At 72.7% G+C, this 17,622-nt stretch carries 14 protein-coding genes; 6 read left to right on the top strand and 8 right to left on the bottom strand.

From position 1 onward, the window contains the following. Window positions 1–28: 28 nt before the first annotated feature. Window positions 29–1,240, bottom strand: a complete 1,212-nt coding sequence (locus ACGFSH_RS06305; protein WP_393345539.1) for an acetate kinase — start codon at window positions 1,238–1,240, stop codon at window positions 29–31. Further along, window positions 1,237–3,357 carry a phosphate acetyltransferase gene (pta, locus tag ACGFSH_RS06300; protein WP_393345537.1) on the bottom strand — a complete coding sequence of 707 codons (2,121 nt, stop codon included), beginning with the start codon at window positions 3,355–3,357 and terminating at the stop codon, window positions 1,237–1,239. The genes ACGFSH_RS06305 and pta overlap by 4 nt, the downstream gene beginning before the upstream one ends. Before the next feature lie 223 nt (window positions 3,358–3,580). Between pta and ACGFSH_RS06295 the strand changes: the two genes are divergently transcribed. Further along, window positions 3,581–4,606, top strand: a complete 1,026-nt coding sequence (locus ACGFSH_RS06295; protein WP_256904827.1) for an ATP-dependent 6-phosphofructokinase — start codon at window positions 3,581–3,583, stop codon at window positions 4,604–4,606. Between the two features lie 39 nt (window positions 4,607–4,645). On the opposite strand, the gene ACGFSH_RS06290 is transcribed toward ACGFSH_RS06295, so the two are convergent. Next, window positions 4,646–5,368, bottom strand: coding sequence for a helix-turn-helix domain-containing protein (locus ACGFSH_RS06290; protein WP_393345535.1), 723 nt, complete (start codon window positions 5,366–5,368; stop codon window positions 4,646–4,648). Between the two features lie 232 nt (window positions 5,369–5,600). Between ACGFSH_RS06290 and ACGFSH_RS06285 the strand changes: the two genes are divergently transcribed. Then, the gene (locus tag ACGFSH_RS06285) at window positions 5,601–6,146 is read left to right on the top strand and encodes a hypothetical protein (protein WP_393345533.1); all 546 of its coding nucleotides are present in this window, start codon (window positions 5,601–5,603) and stop codon (window positions 6,144–6,146) included. 61 nt (window positions 6,147–6,207) lie between these two features. Here the strand turns inward: ACGFSH_RS06285 and ACGFSH_RS06280 are convergent, their stop codons facing one another. Together ACGFSH_RS06280 and ACGFSH_RS06275 are read right to left on the bottom strand one after the other, a co-directional pair. Beyond that, window positions 6,208–6,918 (bottom strand): response regulator, encoded by a 711-nt coding sequence (locus ACGFSH_RS06280; protein WP_393345531.1) that lies wholly within the window; start codon window positions 6,916–6,918, stop codon window positions 6,208–6,210. Beyond that, window positions 6,915–8,543: an ATP-binding protein gene (locus ACGFSH_RS06275; RefSeq protein WP_393345529.1), complete on the bottom strand. Its 1,629-nt coding sequence runs from the start codon at window positions 8,541–8,543 to the stop codon at window positions 6,915–6,917. The genes ACGFSH_RS06280 and ACGFSH_RS06275 overlap by 4 nt, the downstream gene beginning before the upstream one ends. Window positions 8,544–8,666: 123 nt before the next feature. Between ACGFSH_RS06275 and ACGFSH_RS06270 the strand changes: the two genes are divergently transcribed. From ACGFSH_RS06270 to ACGFSH_RS06255, 4 genes are all read left to right on the top strand, one after another. Next, window positions 8,667–10,115, top strand: coding sequence for a cation:dicarboxylate symporter family transporter (locus ACGFSH_RS06270; RefSeq protein ID WP_393345527.1), 1,449 nt, complete (start codon window positions 8,667–8,669; stop codon window positions 10,113–10,115). A gap of 211 nt (window positions 10,116–10,326) precedes the next feature. Continuing rightward, window positions 10,327–10,755, top strand: a complete 429-nt coding sequence (locus ACGFSH_RS06265) for a MerR family transcriptional regulator (protein ID WP_393345525.1) — start codon at window positions 10,327–10,329, stop codon at window positions 10,753–10,755. Then, window positions 10,752–11,084: a thioredoxin family protein gene (locus tag ACGFSH_RS06260; RefSeq protein ID WP_393345523.1), complete on the top strand. Its 333-nt coding sequence runs from the start codon at window positions 10,752–10,754 to the stop codon at window positions 11,082–11,084. Before ACGFSH_RS06265 ends, ACGFSH_RS06260 begins: the two co-directional genes overlap by 4 nt. Window positions 11,085–11,253: 169 nt before the next feature. After that, window positions 11,254–13,497 carry a HelD family protein gene (locus ACGFSH_RS06255; protein WP_393345522.1) on the top strand — a complete coding sequence of 748 codons (2,244 nt, stop codon included), beginning with the start codon at window positions 11,254–11,256 and terminating at the stop codon, window positions 13,495–13,497. A 39-nt stretch (window positions 13,498–13,536) separates the two neighbouring features. Here ACGFSH_RS06255 and glgB read toward each other — a convergent pair whose 3' ends face one another. The 3 genes from glgB to ACGFSH_RS06240 form a co-directional block, all read right to left on the bottom strand. Next, a complete protein-coding gene (glgB, locus tag ACGFSH_RS06250) occupies window positions 13,537–15,879 on the bottom strand; it encodes a 1,4-alpha-glucan branching enzyme (RefSeq protein WP_393345520.1) in 2,343 nt (780 codons plus the stop codon). A gap of 13 nt (window positions 15,880–15,892) precedes the next feature. After that, window positions 15,893–17,293 carry a phosphotransferase gene (locus tag ACGFSH_RS06245; protein WP_393345518.1) on the bottom strand — a complete coding sequence of 467 codons (1,401 nt, stop codon included), beginning with the start codon at window positions 17,291–17,293 and terminating at the stop codon, window positions 15,893–15,895. Window positions 17,294–17,399: 106 nt separating this feature from the next. Further along, the coding region (locus ACGFSH_RS06240) for an alpha-glucosidase C-terminal domain-containing protein (RefSeq protein ID WP_393345517.1) at window positions 17,400–17,622 on the bottom strand (223 nt) is incomplete at its 5' end.

Genomic DNA, 17,622 nt, shown 5'->3' with positions numbered 1-17,622 from the left:
GCGGAAGCGTGCTCAGTTGTATTCCTGCTCAGTTTGTGTTTTTCACCAGTGCGTAGGTCTGTGTCGCGATCTCCAGTTCCTCGTCCGTCGGCACCACCGCGACCGCCACCCGGGCGTCCGCCGGGGAGATCAGCCGCGGCTCGTCGGCGCGCACGGCGTTCAGCGCGTCGTCCACGGCCAGGCCCAGCGAGTCCAGGCCCGCGACCGCCGCCGCCCGCACGGGCGCCGCGTTCTCGCCGACTCCGGCGGTGAACGCGACCGCGTCCACCCGTCCGAGTACCGCGTAATAGGCGCCGATGTACTTCCTCAACCGGTGAATGTAGATGTCGAACGCGAGCTTCGCCCGCTCGTCGCCCTCGTCGACACGGCGCCGGATCTCCCGCATGTCGTTGTCGCCGCACAGCCCCACGAGACCGCTCCTCTTGTTGAGAAGAGCATCGATTTCGTCGATGGACATTCCACCGACGCGCGCCAAATGGAAGATGACGGCCGGGTCGACGTCTCCGGAACGCGTCCCCATCACCAGCCCCTCCAGCGGCGTCAGCCCCATCGAGGTGTCCACGCACCGGCCCCGCTCCACGGCCGACGCCGACGCCCCGTTGCCGAGGTGCAGCACGATGACGTTCACCTCTTCGGGGGCCTTGCCCAGCAGCTTCGCCGTCGCCCGGGAGACGTACGCGTGCGACGTCCCGTGGAAGCCGTAGCGCCGCACCCGGTGCGCGTCCGCCGTCTCCACGTCGATCGCGTAGCGCGCCGCCGCCTCCGGCATCGTCGTGTGGAAGGCGGTGTCGAAGACGGCGACCTGGGGCAGGTCGGGCCGCAGGGCCGTCGCCGTGCGGATGCCGGTGAGGTTGGCCGGGTTGTGCAGCGGCGCGACCGGGATGAGCCGCTCGATCTCGGCGAGGACCGCGTCGTCGATCACGGTCGGCCGGGTGAAGTGCTTGCCGCCGTGCACGACGCGGTGCCCGACGGCCGCCAGCTCGGGGGAGTCCAGGCCGAGGCCGTCCTTGGCCAGCTCCTGGGCCACGGCCTTCAGCGCGGCGTCGTGGTCGGCGATCGGCCCGTCCGCCTCGCGGGACGCGCCGCCCGCCGCGAGCGGGGTGTGCTTCAGCCGGGAGGACCGCTCGCCGATGCGCTCGACGAGCCCGCTCGCCAGCCGGCTGCTGTCCCGCATGTCCAGCAGCTGGTACTTCAGCGACGAGGAACCGGAGTTGAGGACGAGGACGCGGGTCGCGCTCACAGATCGTTCGCCTTCTCGCTGGGGGCCTGGGGCCGGGACTGGGGCTCGGACGGGGTCTGGGCCTGGATCGCCGTGATGGCGACGGTGTTGACGATGTCCTGGACGAGAGCGCCCCGGGACAGGTCGTTGACCGGCTTGCGCAGGCCCTGGAGCACCGGCCCGACCGCGATCGCGCCGGCCGACCGCTGCACGGCCTTGTAGGTGTTGTTGCCCGTGTTGAGGTCCGGGAAGATCAGCACGCTGGCCTGGCCGGCCACCTCGGACCCCGGCAGCTTCGTCGCGGCGACGGTCGGCTCGACGGCGGCGTCGTACTGGATGGGCCCCTCGATCCTCAGGTCGGGCCGCCGCGCCCGCACCAGCTCCGTCGCCTCGCGCACCTTGTCCACGTCCGCGCCCGAGCCGGACGTGCCGGTCGAGTACGACAGCATCGCGATCCGCGGCTCCACGCCGAACCGGGCCGCCGTCGTGGCCGACTGCACGGCGATGTCGGCGAGCTGCCCGGCGTCCGGGTCGGGGTTGACCGCGCAGTCGCCGTAGACGAGGACCTTGTCGGCCAGGCACATGAAGAACACGGACGAGACGATGTCGGCGTCCGGCCTGGTCTTGATGATCTCGAAGGCGGGCCGGATGGTGGCGGCCGTGGAGTGCACGGACCCGGAGACCATGCCGTCGGCCAGGCCCTCCTGCACCATGAGCGTGCCGAAGTAGTTGACGTCGGACACGACGTCGTGGGCCAGCTCCACGCTGACGCCCCGGTGGGCGCGCAGAGCGGCGTACTTCTGCGCGAAGGCGTCGCGCAGCTCACTGGTCGCCGGGTCGATCAGCGCGCAGTCGCCCAGGTCGATGCCCAGGTCGGCGGCCTTCTTGCGGATCTGGTCGACGGGCCCGAGCAGCGTGAGGTCGCACACGCCCCGGCGCAGCAGCACCTCGGCCGCGTGCAGGACGCGCTCCTCGGTGCCCTCGGGCAGTACCACGCGCCGCTTGTCGGAGCGGGCCTGTTCGAGGAGTTTGTGCTCGAACATCATGGGCGTGACGCGGTCGGTGCTCGGCGCGGAGACCCGCCCCAGCAGCCCGCTCGTGTCGACGTACCGCTCGAACAGGCCCAGCGCGGTCTCGGCCTTGCGCGGGGTGGCCGCGTTCAGCTTGCCCTCCAGCGAGAACAGCTGCTCCGCGGTGGGGAAGCTGTTCCCGGGCACCGACAGGACGGGTGTGCCGGGGGCCAGACGGCCGGCCAGCGTGAGGATCTCCTGCGGCGGGACCTCGCCCAGCGTGAGCAGCACACCGGCGATCGGCGGGGTGCCGGCGCTGTGCGCGGCGAGCGTGCCGACGACCAGGTCGGCGCGGTCGCCGGGCGTGACCACCAGGCAGCCCGGCGTCAGGGCGTTGAGGAAGTTCGGCAGCATCGCGCCGCCGAAGACGAAGTCGAGGGCGTCGCGGGCCAGCCCGGAGTCGTCGCCCAGCAGCACCCGCGCGCCGAGGGCGTGGCTGATCTGCGCGACGGTCGGGGCGGCGAGCGCGGGCTCGTCGGGCACGACGTAGCAGGGCACGGGCAGCCGGGCGCCGAGACCGGCGGCGATCTGCTCCCGCTCGTCGGGGGCGACCCGGTTGGTCACCATGGCCAGCACGTCGCACCCGAGGCCCTCGTAGGCCCGGTAGGCGTTGCGGGTCTCGGCGAGCACCGACTCCGCGGTCTGCCTGCGGCCGCCGACGACCGGGATCACGGACGCGCCGAACTCGTTGGCGAGGCGGGCGTTGAGCGCCAGCTCGTCGGGGAACTGCGTGTCGGCGTAGTCCGTGCCGAGGACGAGGACGACGTCGTAGTCGCGGGCGACCCGGTGGAACCGCTCGACCAGGGTGGAGACGAGTTCGTCCGCCCCCCGCTCGGCCTGGAGGGCGGACGCCTCGTGGTAGTCCATGCCGTAGACGGTGGCCGGATCCTGCGCCAGCCGGTAGCGCGAGCGCAGCAGTTCGAAGAGCCGGTCGGGCCCGTCGTGGACGAGGGGACGGAAGACGCCCACCCGGTCGACCTGCCGGGTCAGGAGTTCCATGACTCCCAGCTCGACGACCTGGCGGCCGTCGCCGCGGTCGATGCCGGTCACGTACACACAGCGGGTCACGCGAGCTCTCCGTTTCGTTCCGGGGCAGTTCGCCGGCGCTCGGCCCGGCCGCCCGGCCCGGACCGCTTCCGGCGCACAAAAATCGCCCACCTAGGTGAGCAGATCCCTCTTGACAATACCCCCGGCCGTGATTAAGGCGCCCGTCAAGCGACAGCCCGCTCGGCGGCGTGAAACAATCGGATCCGGCTCACCGGCAACGACAGCGAGCAGGAGACACAGCACGATGCGCATCGGAGTTCTCACCGCAGGCGGCGACTGCCCCGGCCTGAACGCAGTGATCCGGTCGGTCGTGCACCGCGCCGTGGACAACTACGGCGACGAGGTCATCGGCTTCGAGGACGGCTACGCGGGCCTGCTGGACGGCCGTTACCGAGGGCTCGACCTCAACGCGGTGAGCGGCATCCTGGCCCGCGGCGGCACCATCCTCGGCTCGTCCCGGCTGGAGCGCGACCGGCTGCGCGAGGCCTGCGAGAGCGCCTCCGACATGATCCACGACTTCGGCATCGACGCCCTCATCCCGATCGGCGGCGAGGGCACGCTGACGGCCGCGCGCATGCTGTCCGACGCCGGGCTGCCGGTGGTCGGCGTCCCGAAGACGATCGACAACGACATCTCCTCCACCGACCGCACCTTCGGCTTCGACACGGCCGTCGGCGTCGCCACGGAGGCGATGGACCGGCTGAAGACGACCGCCGAGTCCCATCAGCGGGTCATGGTCGTCGAGGTCATGGGCCGCCACGCGGGCTGGATCGCGCTGGAGTCCGGCATGGCGGCGGGCGCGCACGGGATCTGCCTGCCGGAGCGGCCCTTCGACCCGGCCGACCTGGTGAAGATGGTCGAGGAGCGGTTCGCGCGCGGCAAGAAGTTCGCGGTGATCTGCGTCGCCGAGGGCGCGCACCCGGCCGACGGCACCATGGACTACAGCAAGGGCGCGATCGACCAGTTCGGCCACGAGCGCTTCCAGGGCATCGGCACGGCCCTCGCCTACGAGCTGGAACGACGGCTCGGCAAGGAGGCCCGCCCGGTCATCCTCGGCCACGTCCAGCGCGGCGGCGTCCCCACGGCCTACGACCGCGTCCTCGCCACCCGCTTCGGCTGGCACGCCGTGGAGGCGGCGCACCGCGGGCAGTTCGGGCGGATGACGGCGCTGCGCGGCACGGACGTCGTGATGGTGCCGCTGGCGGAAGCGGTGACCGAGCTGAAGACCGTGCCCAAGGACCGCATCGTCGAGGCGGAGTCGGTCTTCTAGACCCCGGGGCCCGAGGAGGGGCGGCCGGGTTCCCGGCGGCTAAGCCGTCCGCTTCCTCAGGCTCGTCCAGAAGTGGTCGACGATCCGGTCGAGGAAGCCGTCGCCCGCGTCGCTCGCGTCCCGGGCCGCGCTGCCGCCGCCCCAGCTCAACGTGGCGGCCATCCGCCCCTGGTAGTCCTGGTGCAGCTCCTGGAGGGTGTCCTCCAGCAGCCGCCGGTCCAGCGGCACGATCCTGGCCACCTGCTTGACGTACGCCTGCCAGCGCGTGCCGGCCGCGGAGCGCAGCAGGCCGGCGAGTTCGCCCTCCCGGCCGGTGACCGTGACCAGGTCCGGCAGCGCGAGGTCGAGCAGGTCGGCGAGGAGGGCGTTCTGCCGGTCCGTGCCGCGCCACTGCCCGCTCTCCTCCATGCGCGTGTACGCCAGGAACTCGTGGCCCACGGCGCGGGCGACGTCCTCGGGGGCCAGGCCGCGGGCGACGCGGTGTTCGCGCAGGGTGCGGGGGCGGCCGATGAGTTCGGCTGGGGAGCACCACAACACGCCCGCGAGCGCGGTGAGTTCGGCGTGGGCCGGGGTGAGCGCCCCGCGCTCCCAGGCATTCACCAGGTCGGGGGTGGCGTGCGCGAGGGCATAGGAGGTGCGCAGCCCCTGGGCGACGTGACCGGGGGTCATGCCGAGGGCGACACGGAGTCTGCGGGCGGCGGGGGCGTCGAAGGGCGGACCGGGCTGACGGGTGTGAGCTGCGGGTCTGGACACGGGGGACAAGGTAGGGGGCCCGGGGGGCGTTGACTACGGGGTGTTCGGACATAGTCACCGGTCGTAGAAAGCTACGGGAGTGACGGGGGTGACGGTCCTGGCGGATGGGACGGCGGCACGGGCGGCGGGGCCGGCGGGCACGACCGTCCACGGCGGACGCGGTGCGGACGCGAACGGTGGGATTCGTCCGCGGCGTCCCCTTAAGGTACTGCCTAGTCCATCGGGGGAGGGGGCGGTCGCCATGGCCGGACAGGACGTGGGAGCCGGGCAGTTGCTGCTCGCGGAGTACCAGAGCGTCAAGGACGAGCAGAAGGCCCGGATCGGGTTCCGCGACAACCTGCTCTACGTGACCCTCGCGGTCGTGGCCGCGGTCGCCGCCGCGGCCGCCCAGGCCGGGCAGACGGCGATGCTGCTCGCCCTGCCCCCGGTGTGCGTCGTGCTGGGCTGGACCTACCTGGTCAACGACGAGAAGATCTCGGCCGTCGGCCGCTACGTGCGCCAGGAGCTGGGGCCGCGGCTCGCCGAACTGGCGGGCACCGACGCGGCGTTCCGCTGGGAGACGTACCACCGCGGCGACGCCCGCCGGGTCTCCCGCAAGATCGTGCAGTGCGTGGTCGACCTGCTGGCCTTCTGCGTCGTCCCGCTGGCCGCGCTCGCCGTGTACTGGTGCGGCGGGCAGGTGACGACGGGGCTGCTCGTGCTGTCCTTCGCCGAGGCGGCGGCGGTGACCGGTCTGGGCGTGTTCGTCGTGCGCTACGCCCTGCCGTCCGGCAGCGGCGGTGCGTGAGCGTCCCGCCCGCCCGTGGCGCGCGCAGTGTCACACGGTGGCCGGCCGCGCGCCGGGCGGATCACCGGCCCCTGGCCGGGCCCGGCACCCACCGATAGACCAGCTCGGGCCTTCCCACCTGCCCGTACAGCGGCTTGCGCTCGGCCCGGCCGGCCTCGACGAGATGCTCCAGATACCGCCGGGCGGTGATCCGCGAGATGCCCACCGCCTCGGCCGCCCCCGCCGCCGTCAGCCCCTCCGGGGCCTCCCGGACGGTCTCCGTCACCCGTTCCAGGGTCGGAGCGCTCAACCCCTTGGGCAGTGCGGCCGGGCCGGGCGCGCGCAGCGTCGCGAGCGCCCGGTCGACCTCGTCCTGGCCGCTCGCCTCGCCCGCCGCGGCCCGGAACTCCGCGTAGCGCACCAGCCGGTCGCGCAGGGTGGCGAACGTGAAGGGCTTCAGCACGTACTGCACGACCCCCAGCGAGACGCCCTCGCGGACCACCGTCAGGTCGCGCGCCGAGGTCACCGCTATGACGTCCGCGTGGTAGCCGGCCGCCCGCAGTGAGCGGGCCAGTTGCAGCCCGTGCCCGTCCGGCAGGTGCAGGTCCAGCAGGAGCAGGTCCACCGGGGTGCGGTCCAGCAGCCTGCGGGCCTCCGCGCCGGTGTGCGCCTTGCCCACGGCCACGAACCCCGGGACGCGTCCGACGTACATGACGTGGGCGTCGGCGGCGACCGGATCGTCCTCCACGACCAGCACTCTTATCGGCGTCGGCGTCTGCTCCGTGCCTGTCATCTGCTGCCTCCCGGCGTGGCCGCGGCCGCCGTCCGCAACGGCAGGCGCACCGTGAACTCGGCTCCGCCGCCCTCGGCCCCGGCCACCGACAGGGTGCCCTCGTGCCGCTGCACGGCCTGGCGGACCAGAGCCAGTCCGAGGCCCCGGCCGGTCGGCCCGGACGGCTTCGTCGAGAAGCCGCGCTCGAAGACCAGCGAGGCGTGCGCGGGGTCCACGCCCGCCCCGGTGTCCGCCACGCGCAGCAGGAGTTCGGCGTCCTGCGTGGACGCCGTGACCGTCACCCGGGCCCGGACGCTGCCCTGGGCCGCGTCCACCGCGTTGTCGATGAGGTTGCCGAGGATCGTCACCAGGTCGCGGGCGGGCAGGGACGGCGGCAGCACCCCGTCGTCCAGGGTGCTCTCCTCGGACACCACCAGCTCCACGCCCCGCTCGTTGGCCTGGGCCGTCTTGCCCAGAAGCAACGCCGCCAGGACCGGCTCGCCGACCGCCGCGACGACCCGGTCGGTCAGCGCCTGGGCCAGTTCCAGTTCCGCGGTCGCGAAGTCCACGGCCTCCGGGGCGCGCCCCAGCTCGATCAGCGAGACGACCGTGTGCAGCCGGTTCGCCGCCTCGTGAGCCTGCGAGCGCAGCGCCTGCGTGAAACCGCGCTCGGAGTCCAACTCGCCCATGAGCGACTGTAGTTCGGTCACATCGCGCAGGGTGACGACGGTGCCGCGGCGTTCGCCGCCCGACACCGGGGAGGTGTTCACGACGAGCACCCGGTCCGCCGCGAGGTGCACCTCGTCCACCCGCGTCCGGGAGGCGAGCAGCGCGCCCGTCAGGGGAGCCGGCAGGCCGAGGTCCGCGACGGACCGCCCCACCACTTCCCCGGAGACCCCCAGCAACTCGCGGCCCCCGTCATTGATGAGCGCCACCCGGTACTGTCCGTCCAGCATCAGCAGCCCCTCGCGCACCGCGTGCAACGCGGCCTGGTGGTAGTCGTACATCCGGCTCAGCTCGCTCGCGTTCATGCCGTGGGTGTGCCGGCGCAGGGAAGCGTTGACGACGTACGTGCCGACCGCGCCGAGGGCGAGCGCCCCGCCTGCCACCGCGAACAGGGCCGTGACCTGGTCCTGGACCCGCTTGCTGATCGACTCGACCTTGATGCCCGCGCTGACCAGGCCGACGATCCCGCGGTCGCCGTCCACCACGGGGGTGACCGCGCGGACGGACGCGCCGAGGGTGCCGGTGTAGGTCTCGGTGAAGGTCTTCCCGTGCAGGGCCGGGGCCGTGTTCCCGCGGAACCGCCCGCCGATCTGGGTGACGTCCGGGTGGGTCCAGCGGATGCCCCGCGGGTTCATGATCGTGACGAAGTCGACGTCGGTGTCCCGCATGATCCGCAGCGCGTACGGCTGGAGCTCGGCGCTGGGGTGGGCCGTGCGGATCGCCGCACGCACGGAGGGGGAGTCGGCGACGGAACGGGCCACCGCGGTGGCCTGGCTGCGCGCCGCCTGCTCGGCCTGGTCGCGGTCGCTGACGTAGGTGAACAGCGCGTATCCCGCCACGAGCACCGCGATCAGCACGGCCTGCATGGCGAACAGCTGGCCGGCGAGGCTGCGGGGTCGTGGCAGGTCGGGGAGGCGCATGCGGTCAGTGTGCCCCCGCCGCCGGGCGTGAACTAAATGAACGGAAGGGTGACCGCCCTCACACGGCGCGAGAGAGTCTCGGCATCCCCCACAACTTCCCGGACGTGAGCCGCACGCCGGTGAATGCCGACGACGACGTCAAGGAGGGCAGCCGTGGCCGCCAGCAGCACCCCCGATACGGCACCTGCCGCACCCGTGGCCAAGCGGGACCGCACCCACTATCTGTACATCGCGGTGATCATCGCGGTGGCGCTCGGCATCACGGTGGGCCTCGCCGCCCCCGACTTCGCCGTGGAGCTGAAGCCCATCGGGACCGGCTTCGTCAACCTGATCAAGATGATGATCTCGCCGATCATCTTCTGCACGATCGTGCTGGGCATCGGGTCGGTGCGCAAGGCCGCCAAGGTCGGCAAGGTCGGCGGCATCGCGCTCGGCTACTTCGTCGTCATGTCGCTGGTCGCGCTCACCATCGGCCTGGTCGTCGGCAACATCCTGGAGCCGGGCAGCGGGCTGCACATCACCGACGCCGTGAAGGAGACCGGCCAGGCGCAGGTCTCGGCCGAGGCCAAGGACACCACCGAGTTCCTGCTCGGCATCATCCCCACCACGATCGTCTCCGCCTTCACCCAGCCGGACGTGCTCCAGACCCTGCTCGTCGCGCTGCTGTGCGGGTTCGCCCTCCAGGGCATGGGCAAGGCCGGCCGGCCGATCCTGCGGGGCGTCGAGCACATCCAGCGGCTCGTCTTCCGCATCCTCGCGATGGTGATGTGGGCCGCCCCGGTCGGAGCCTTCGGCGCGATGGCCGCGGTCGTGGGATCGGCGGGCGTGGACGCGCTCAAGAGCCTCGCCGTGCTGATGCTGGGCTTCTACATCACGTGCTTCCTGTTCGTCTTCATCGTCCTGGGCGCGATGCTGAAGATCTTCACGGGTCTCAACATCCTCACGTTCCTCAAGTACCTGGCCCGCGAGTTCCTGCTGATCCTGTCCACGTCCTCCTCCGAGTCCGCGCTGCCGCGGCTCATCGCCAAGATGGAGCACCTGGGCGTCAGCAAGCCCGTCGTCGGCATCACCGTCCCGACCGGCTACTCCTTCAACCTCGACGGCACCATGATCTACATGACCATGGCGTCCCTGTTCATCGCGGACGCCATGGGCACCCCGATGTCGATCGGCGAGCAGATCCCGCTGCTGCTGTTCCTGTTCGTCGCCTCCAAGGGGGCGGCCGGCGTGACCGGCGCGGGCATGGCGACCCTGGCCGGCGGCCTCCAGTCGCACAAGCCCGCCCTGGTGGACGGCATGGGCCTCATCGTCGGCATCGACCGCTTCATGAGCGAGGCCCGCGCCCTCACCAACTTCGCCGGCAACGCCGTCGCCACCGTCCTGGTCGGCACCTGGACCAAGGAGATCGACAAGGAGCGCGTGCGGCTGGTGCTCGCCGGCGGCCTGCCGTTCGACGAGAAGACCCTGCTCGACCACGACGACGACGCCCCCGACCACGACGCCGAGGGGGCCGTCCCGGCGGACCTGCCCGAGCAGCGCGAAGAGGGCGAGAAGGAACTCGCCAAGGCCTGAGATCCGGATTCCGGACCTTCGACTCCGGGTGTCCGGCCCCGCCTGAACCGGGGCCGGACATCCGGCCACCCCCGCTCCGGGCGGCCGAGCACTCCCCCGTGGCCCGGCCGCCCGGTCTCCCCGTCCCGCTGTCCGCCCGGCCCGGCGCCGGGCGGTTCCGCGTTCCGGGGATGTTGCCTTGACGTCGGCGTCAAGCCGTACCGTCGACCGTATGCGCATCGGAGAGCTGGCCGCGCGGGCCGGGACCACGACCCGGACGCTGCGGTACTACGAGTCCCGGGGACTGTTGACCGCCCGGCGGAACCACAACGGCTACCGGACCTACGACGAGGACGACCTGAGACTGCTCCGGCAGATCAGGACGCTCCAGGACTTCGGGTTCGACCTGGAGGAGACCCGTCCCTTCGTGGAGTGCCTGCGGGCCGGGCACCCCGAGGGCGACTCCTGCCCGGCGTCGCTGGCGGTCTACCGGCGCAAGCTGGCGGAGCTGGACGAGCTGATCGGCGAACTGGGGGCGGTGCGCGCCCAGGTCGGCGAGCAGCTGGTCAGGGCCGAGCGGGCACGGGACGAGCTGGCTGCCGGTGCGACGGTTCCGGGGGGTCCGGATCCGGTGTGCGAACTGGGAGGGCGAACGCGGTGATCAAGGCCGACGGTGTGGCGGAAGTGACGGACGCGGACTTCGGGACGGAGGTGCTCGGGGCGGACCTGCCGGTGCTGGTGGAGTTCACCGCCGACTGGTGCCCGCCGTGCCGGCAGATGGGACCGGTGCTGACCGCGCTCGCCGCGGAGGAGGGCGAGCGGCTGAAGGTGGTGCAGCTGAACGTGGACGTGAACCCGGAGACGACCAACGCCTACAAGGTGCTGTCGATGCCGACGTTCATGGTGTTCCGGTCCGGTGAGCCCGTGAAGGCGATGGTGGGAGCGCGCCCGAAGAGGCGGCTGCTGGAGGAACTCGCCGACGTGCTGTAATCCCCGCCGGAACACAGGAAATCCCCCGGGCAATTGCGCCCGGGGGATTTCTCTGCGTATATTCGATGATTCGCGACTCGAATGTAAACCGGGTCGCGAAGAAGCTCAGTGAGCACAGTATATTCGGGCGGGAGTGGAATTGTCAAACACCGGCTTTCCTGACAGTGAATTGCGGCACGAACAGGAATTCATCGACGGGCTGTACGCACGCGTGGACGCCCTGCGCGGGGACACCGAGGCAGGCGTCACGGACGCCCTCGCCCAGGGGGACAAGCCCATGCAGGCCCGCCTGGAGCGGGACATCCTCGTCGCCGAGCGCTCCGGACTCCTGGCCGCGCTGAACGCGGTGGACGGCTCCCTGTGCTTCGGCCGCATCGACCTCGCCTCGGGCACCGACCACCACATCGGCCGCATCGGCCTGCGCACCGACGACGCCGACCGCACCCCCCTCCTCATCGACTGGCGGGCCGACGTCGCCCGCCCCTTCTACCTGGCCACCGGCCACACCACGATGGGGCTGCGCCGACGCCGGCACCTCACCACCGAGGGCCGCCGGGTCACCGCCCTGCACGACGAGATCCTCGACCTCGGCGACACCACCCGCACCGGCCACGAGGACCCCACCGGCGACGCCGTGCTGCTCGCCGCCCTCGACTCCGCGCGGACCGGCCGGATGAGCGACATCGTGCAGACCATCCAGGCCGAGCAGGACGAGATCATCCGGGCCCCGCACCGCGGCGTGCTGGTGGTGGAGGGCGGCCCCGGCACGGGCAAGACGGCCGTCGCCCTGCACCGGGCCGCCTACCTCCTCTACGAGCACCGGGAACTGCTCGCCAAGCGGGCCGTCCTCATCGTCGGCCCGAACCCCGCCTTCCTCGGCTACATCGGCGAGGTGCTGCCCGCGCTCGGCGAGACCGGCGTGCTGCTCGCGACGGTCGGCGAACTGTTCCCGGGCGTCAGGGCCACGGCCGCCGACACCCGCGAGGCGGCCGCGGTCAAGGGCCGCGCCGACATGGCGGACGTGCTCGCCGGCGTCGTACGCGACCGGCAGGCGCTGCCCGACCCGGTGATCGCCATCGAGCACGACCGCGAGATCCTGATGCTCGACGCCGGCCTGGTGAGGATGGCGCGCGAGCGCACCCGCGCCGCGAACCTCCCGCACAACGCGGCCCGTGAGGTGTTCGAGGGGCACATCCTCAACACGCTCACCGACATGGTCGCCGAACGCATCGGCACCGACCCGTTCGACGGCACGAACCTGCTGGACCCGAGCGACATCACGCAGATCCGCGACGAACTCGCCGAGAACCCCGAGGTGTGGGCCGCCGTCGACCGGCTGTGGCCGCGCCTGACCCCGCAGCGCCTGGTCGCCGACTTCCTCGCCGACCCCGCGGGCCACGTCGGCGACGACGATGCGGCCGTCATCCGCCGCCCGGTCACCCGCGCGTGGACGGTGGCGGACGTCCCGCTGCTGGACGAGGCCGCCGAACTGCTCGGCGTGGACGAGCGCGTGGCACGGGCGCTGGCCGAGCGGGAGCGCGAGACGCAGGTCGCCTACGCGCAGGGCGTCCTGGACGTCTCCTACGCCTCGCGCACCTACGAGTTCGACGACAAGGACGAGGAGGACTCCGAGGTCCTGTCCGCGCACGACATCATCGACGCCGAGCGGTTCGCCGAGCGGCACGAGGAGGACGACCACCGCAGCGCCGCCGAGCGTGCGGCGGCCGACCGCACCTGGGCGTTCGGGCACATCATCGTCGACGAGGCGCAGGAGCTGTCGCCGATGGCCTGGCGGCTGCTCATGCGGCGCTGCCCGACCCGCTCGATGACGCTGGTGGGCGACCCGGCGCAGACCGCCGAGGCGGCCGGCGTCGGATCCTGGGAACAGATCCTCGCGCCGTACGTCCAGGACCGCTGGGAACTCACCCGTCTCGGCGTCAACTACCGGACCCCGGCGGAGATCATGGAGGTGGCGGCCGCGGTGGTGCGCGCCGAGCGCCCGGACTTCGCGCCGCCGAGCTCCGTGCGGTCGACGGGGGTGCGGCCGTGGGCGCGCGCGGCCGGTGACCTGGCCGCGGCGGTGGCCGAGGCCGTCCGCGAGCTGACGCCGGCCGAGGGCAGGCTCGCCGTCATCGCCCCGCGCGACCTGCACGACCGGCTCGCCGAGCGGCTGGACGGGATCACCGCGGGCGCGGAGCCGGACCTGACCCGGCCGGTCGTCCTGCTGGACCCCCGCCGGTCGAAGGGCCTGGAGTTCGACTCCGTGCTGGTGGTGGAGCCGGCGGCCTACGGCACGAGCGACCTGTACGTGGCGCTGACCCGCGCCACCCAGCGGCTCGGCGTCCTGCACAGCCGGCCCCTCCCCGCACCGCTCGCCGACGCCCTCGCCGCCCCGGTCCCCGCCGAGGCCTGACGGCTCGGGCCCGCCCGCCGGGGAGGGGACCGGGCGGGCTCAGGCCGGGCGCAGCCAGACCGTGGCCAGCGGGGGCAGCGTCAGGCGGACGGACGCCGGGTGGCCGTGGCGGCCCTGGGGCTCCGGCTTGACCGGCTCGGGGCCGGCGACGCCGCTGCCCCCGTACCCGGACGCGTCGGTGTTGAGCACCTCGTGCCAGGCCGGGACGTCGTCGGGGACGCCCAGAAGGTAGTCGGGGCGCACGACGGGCGAGAGGTTGCTGACGCACAGCAGGGGGGAGCCCTCGGCGTCGTGGCGCAGGAACGCGAACACGTTGTCCTCCGCCGCGTCGCCGACCACCCACCGGAAGCCGGCCGGGTCGGTGTCCAGCTGCCACAGCGCGGGGGTGGCCCGGTAGACCGCGTTGAGGTCGCGCACGAGGTCCCGCACGCCCCGGTGGTCCGCCTCGGCCCCGTACGCCGGGTCCAGCAGCCACCAGTCGGGGCCGTGCTCCTGCGACCACTCCGCGCCCTGCGCGAACTCCTGCCCCATGAACAGCAGTTGCTTGCCCGGATGGGCCCACATGAACGCCAGGTAGGCCCGCAGGCCGGCGCGCTGCTGCCACCAGTCGCCGGGCATCTTCGACACCAGCGAGCGCTTCCCGTGCACCACCTCGTCGTGGGAGATGGGCAGCACGTAGTTCTCGCTGTACGCGTAGACCATCGAGAACGTCATCTCGTGGTGGTGGTACCTGCGGTGCACCGGCTCGTGGCTCATGTAGTCCAGCGAGTCGTGCATCCAGCCCATGTTCCACTTCAGCCCGAAGCCGAGCCCGCCGAAACCGCTCGGCCCCGGCTGGTCGGTGGCGCGCGTGACGCCGTCCCAGGCCGTGGACTCCTCCGCGACGGTGACGACGCCGGGACTGCGGCGGTACACCGTCGCGTTCATCTCCTGGAGGAACGCGACCGCGTCCAGGTTCTCCCGGCCGCCGTGCTCGTTCGGCGTCCACTGGCCCGGCTCGCGCGAGTAGTCGAGGTAGAGCATCGAGGCGACGGCGTCCACCCGCAGTCCGTCGATGTGGAACTCCTCGCACCAGTACGTGGCGTTGGCCACCAGGAAGTTGCGCACCTCGCGCCGGCCGAAGTCGAACTCCAGCGTGCCCCAGTCCGGGTGCGCGGCCCGCAACGGGTCCTCGTGCTCGTACAGCGGACGCCCGTCGAACTCGGCGAGGGCCCAGTCGTCGCGGGGGAAGTGCGCCGGCACCCAGTCCATCAGGACGCCGACGCCGGCCCGGTGCAGGGCGTCCACCAGGTACTTGAAGTCGTCCGGAGTGCCCATCCGGGCCGTGGGCGCGTAGAAGCCGGTGACCTGGTAGCCCCAGGAGCCGCCGAAGGGATGCTCGGCGACGGGCATCAGCTCGACGTGCGTGAAGCCCAGGTCCTTGACGTAGGCGGGCAGCTGGTCGGCGAGCTGCCGGTAGGTGAGGCCGGGCCGCCAGGACGGCAGATGGACCTCGTACACCGAGAAGGGGGCCCGGTGCACGGGTATCTCGGCCCGCCGGGCCAGCCACTCCTCGTCGCCCCACTCGTAGTGCGAGGCGGTGACGATCGACGACGTCGCGGGCGGGACCTCGGTGCGCCGGGCCATCGGGTCGGCGCGCAGCGTGTGCGAGCCGTCGGGCCGGGTGATGTCGAACTTGTACAGCTCGCCCTCTCCCACCCCGGGCACGAACAGCTCCCAGACGCCCGTCGAGCCGAGCGAACGCATGGGGAACCCCGTGGCGTCCCAGAAGTTGAACGAGCCGGCCACCCGCACACCGCGCGCGTTCGGGGCCCACACGGAGAAACTCGTGCCGCTCACGCCCTGGTGGACCCGCGGATGCGCGCCGAGCACCGTCCAGAGCTCCTCGTGCCGGCCCTCGCCGATCAGGTGCAGGTCCAGATCGCCCAGCGTGGGCAGGAAGCGGTAGGCGTCCTCGGTCTCCACGGTGGCGTCGTCGTAGGCCACGAGCAGCCGGTACTCGGGGACCTCGGTCAGCGGCAGCAGGCCGGAGAAGAAACCGTCGCCGTCGTCCTGGAGGCCGGCGCGCAGCTCGCCCGCGAGCACGGTCACGGAGCGCGCGTAGGGGCGCAGCGCCCGGAAGACGACACCGCCGGGGACCGGATGCGCGCCCAGGACCGCGTGCGGGGCGTGATGGGAGCCGTGCAGCAGACGCTCGCGGTCCTCGGCGTCCAGCGCCGGGGACACGGGGGACACGGCCGGTGGGGCCGGAGCGGGGGCCGGGGGCTGGGCGGGGGCGGCGGCGGAGGACGGGGCCGGGGCCGGGGGCGTCGTCGGGGCGGGGGCGACGGCCGGGTTCCCGCTCTTCCCGTGGGTCTTCTTGACCTTCTTCGGGGGAGTCACGTGCGGAGCCTCCTCAAGGCAGGTCGGGGGCGGCGAGGCGGTGTATCGCGGACAGGGGGACGGGCAGCCAGTCGGGCCGGTGCCGGGCCTCGTAGACGACCTCGTAGATCGCCTTGTCCGTCTCGTGGGCTCGCAGCAGCACGGGGTCGGCACGCGGGTCGACGCCCGCCGCCTCGGCATATCCGGAGCAGTAGGCGGCCCGGCAGGCGTGCGCCCAGCCGGGGTCCGGCGGGCTCGCCGAGTGGGCCGCGTAGTCGAAGGAGCGCAGCATGCCCGCCACGTCCCGCACGGTCGGCTGCGGCATCCGCCGCTCGGCCAGCGGCCTGGCCGGCTCCCCCTCGAAGTCGATCAGCGTCCACCGGCCCGCGGACGTGCGCAGGCACTGGCCGAGATGCAGGTCGCCGTGGACGCGCTGGGCGGTCCAGGTGCGGCCCTCGGCCGCGAGGTCGGCCAGAGCGGTGAAGGCGGTGCGCAGCGCCGGCGCGTAGGGGCGCAGGGCCGGCACCGCCTGCGCGGCCGCGTCCAGCCGCTCGGTCATGCCGTCCACCATCGGCCCGGTCTGGGAGGGCCCCAGCGTCGCCGTGGGCAGCGCCCGGGCCAGCGCCCCGTGCACCTCGGCGGTGGCCCGGCCCAGCGCCCTCGCCTCGGCCGTGAAGTCCTCGCCCTTGGCCAGCTCCCGCAGCGCCAGCTCCCAGCCGTCCGAAGCGCCCTGCAGATACGGCTGGAGCACCCCGAGGACGTAGGAGCCGTCCTCGCCCCGGCCGTCGCCGCCCGCGCTCTCGCCGAGGTCGGCCTGCATCCACGCCGTCGGCGCGGGCACCCGGGCGCAGCCCTCGCGGGCCAGCGCCAGCGGCAGCTCCAGATCGGGGTTGACGCCCGGCACGACCCGGCGCAGGAGCTTGAGGATGAACGTATCTCCAAAGACGACGGAGGAATTCGACTGCTCGCCCGTCAGCAGGCGCGGGACCAGTCCCGGCCGGATCTCCTGTGCCGGATCCCGCTCGCAGCGCAGCACGCCGACGCGGGCCCGGGTGCGCAGCGCCTCCAGCAGCACCTCGGCGGGCCGGGCGTCGTACAGGGCGTCGAAGACGGTCCGACCGGCCAGCGGCCCCTGTGCCACGTGCCCGATCAGCGCGGGGGCCAGCCGGGGCGGCAGCGCCTCGCGGACGCCGAGGAGCAACTGGTAGCAGTCGCCGGGCCCGGCGCCCTGACGGGCGCGCACCAGCAGGTGGTACAGCCCCAGCCGGGAGTCGGCCGGCAGCAGCTCGGTGGCCGCCACCAGCGAGAACCCGGTGATCGGACGCCCCTTGCCGGCGAACCAGCGCTGCCGTGGCAGCCACTCGCGCAGCAGGGGATCCAGCGACCCGAGGAGGCCGGGGACTGTCTTGCCGGAGAGCGTGACCGTTTCCGCCATGGCGTCGCATTCCTTTCCCCGCGGGGGTCGGGGTGTTACTCATGCGTGCCCCGGGCGGGACAGAGGAAACCGCCCCGGCCCGGGGTTGCGGGCCACCGGACCCCGACTAGGCCGGATCCTTGCGCAGCCGGAACCAGTAGAAGCCGTGCCCGGCCAGCGTCAGCAGGTAGGGCAGCTCGCCGACCGCCGGGAAGCGCACCCCGCCGAACAGCTCCACCGGATAGCGCCCCATGAAGCGGCTGAGGTCGAGTTCGGTGGGCTGTGCGAAGCGTGAGAAGTTGTGCACGCACAGCACCAGGTCGTCCTCGTGTTCGCGCAGGAAGGCGAGG

It is taken from the genome of Streptomyces sp. NPDC048481 (assembly GCF_043200075.1).
Taxonomy (GTDB): Bacteria; Actinomycetota; Actinomycetes; order Streptomycetales; family Streptomycetaceae; genus Streptomyces.
The sequence above is the reverse complement of the archived record's forward strand: the minus strand, read 5'-3'. Positions and strand labels throughout refer to the sequence as shown.

Excerpts from the sequence above, each read along its gene's own strand:
- ACGFSH_RS06295 (WP_256904827.1), top strand. The coding sequence starts at position 3,581 with ATGCGCATCGGAGTTCTCACCGCAGGCGGCGACTGCCCCGGCCTGAAC.
- ACGFSH_RS06285 (WP_393345533.1), top strand. The coding sequence starts at position 5,601 with ATGGCCGGACAGGACGTGGGAGCCGGGCAGTTGCTGCTCGCGGAGTAC.
- ACGFSH_RS06280 (WP_393345531.1), bottom strand. The coding sequence starts at position 6,918 with ATGACAGGCACGGAGCAGACGCCGACGCCGATAAGAGTGCTGGTCGTG.
- ACGFSH_RS06275 (WP_393345529.1), bottom strand. The coding sequence starts at position 8,543 with ATGCGCCTCCCCGACCTGCCACGACCCCGCAGCCTCGCCGGCCAGCTG.
- ACGFSH_RS06270 (WP_393345527.1), top strand. The coding sequence starts at position 8,667 with ATGCCGACGACGACGTCAAGGAGGGCAGCCGTGGCCGCCAGCAGCACC.
- ACGFSH_RS06265 (WP_393345525.1), top strand. The coding sequence starts at position 10,327 with ATGCGCATCGGAGAGCTGGCCGCGCGGGCCGGGACCACGACCCGGACG.
- ACGFSH_RS06245 (WP_393345518.1), bottom strand. The coding sequence starts at position 17,293 with ATGGCGGAAACGGTCACGCTCTCCGGCAAGACAGTCCCCGGCCTCCTC.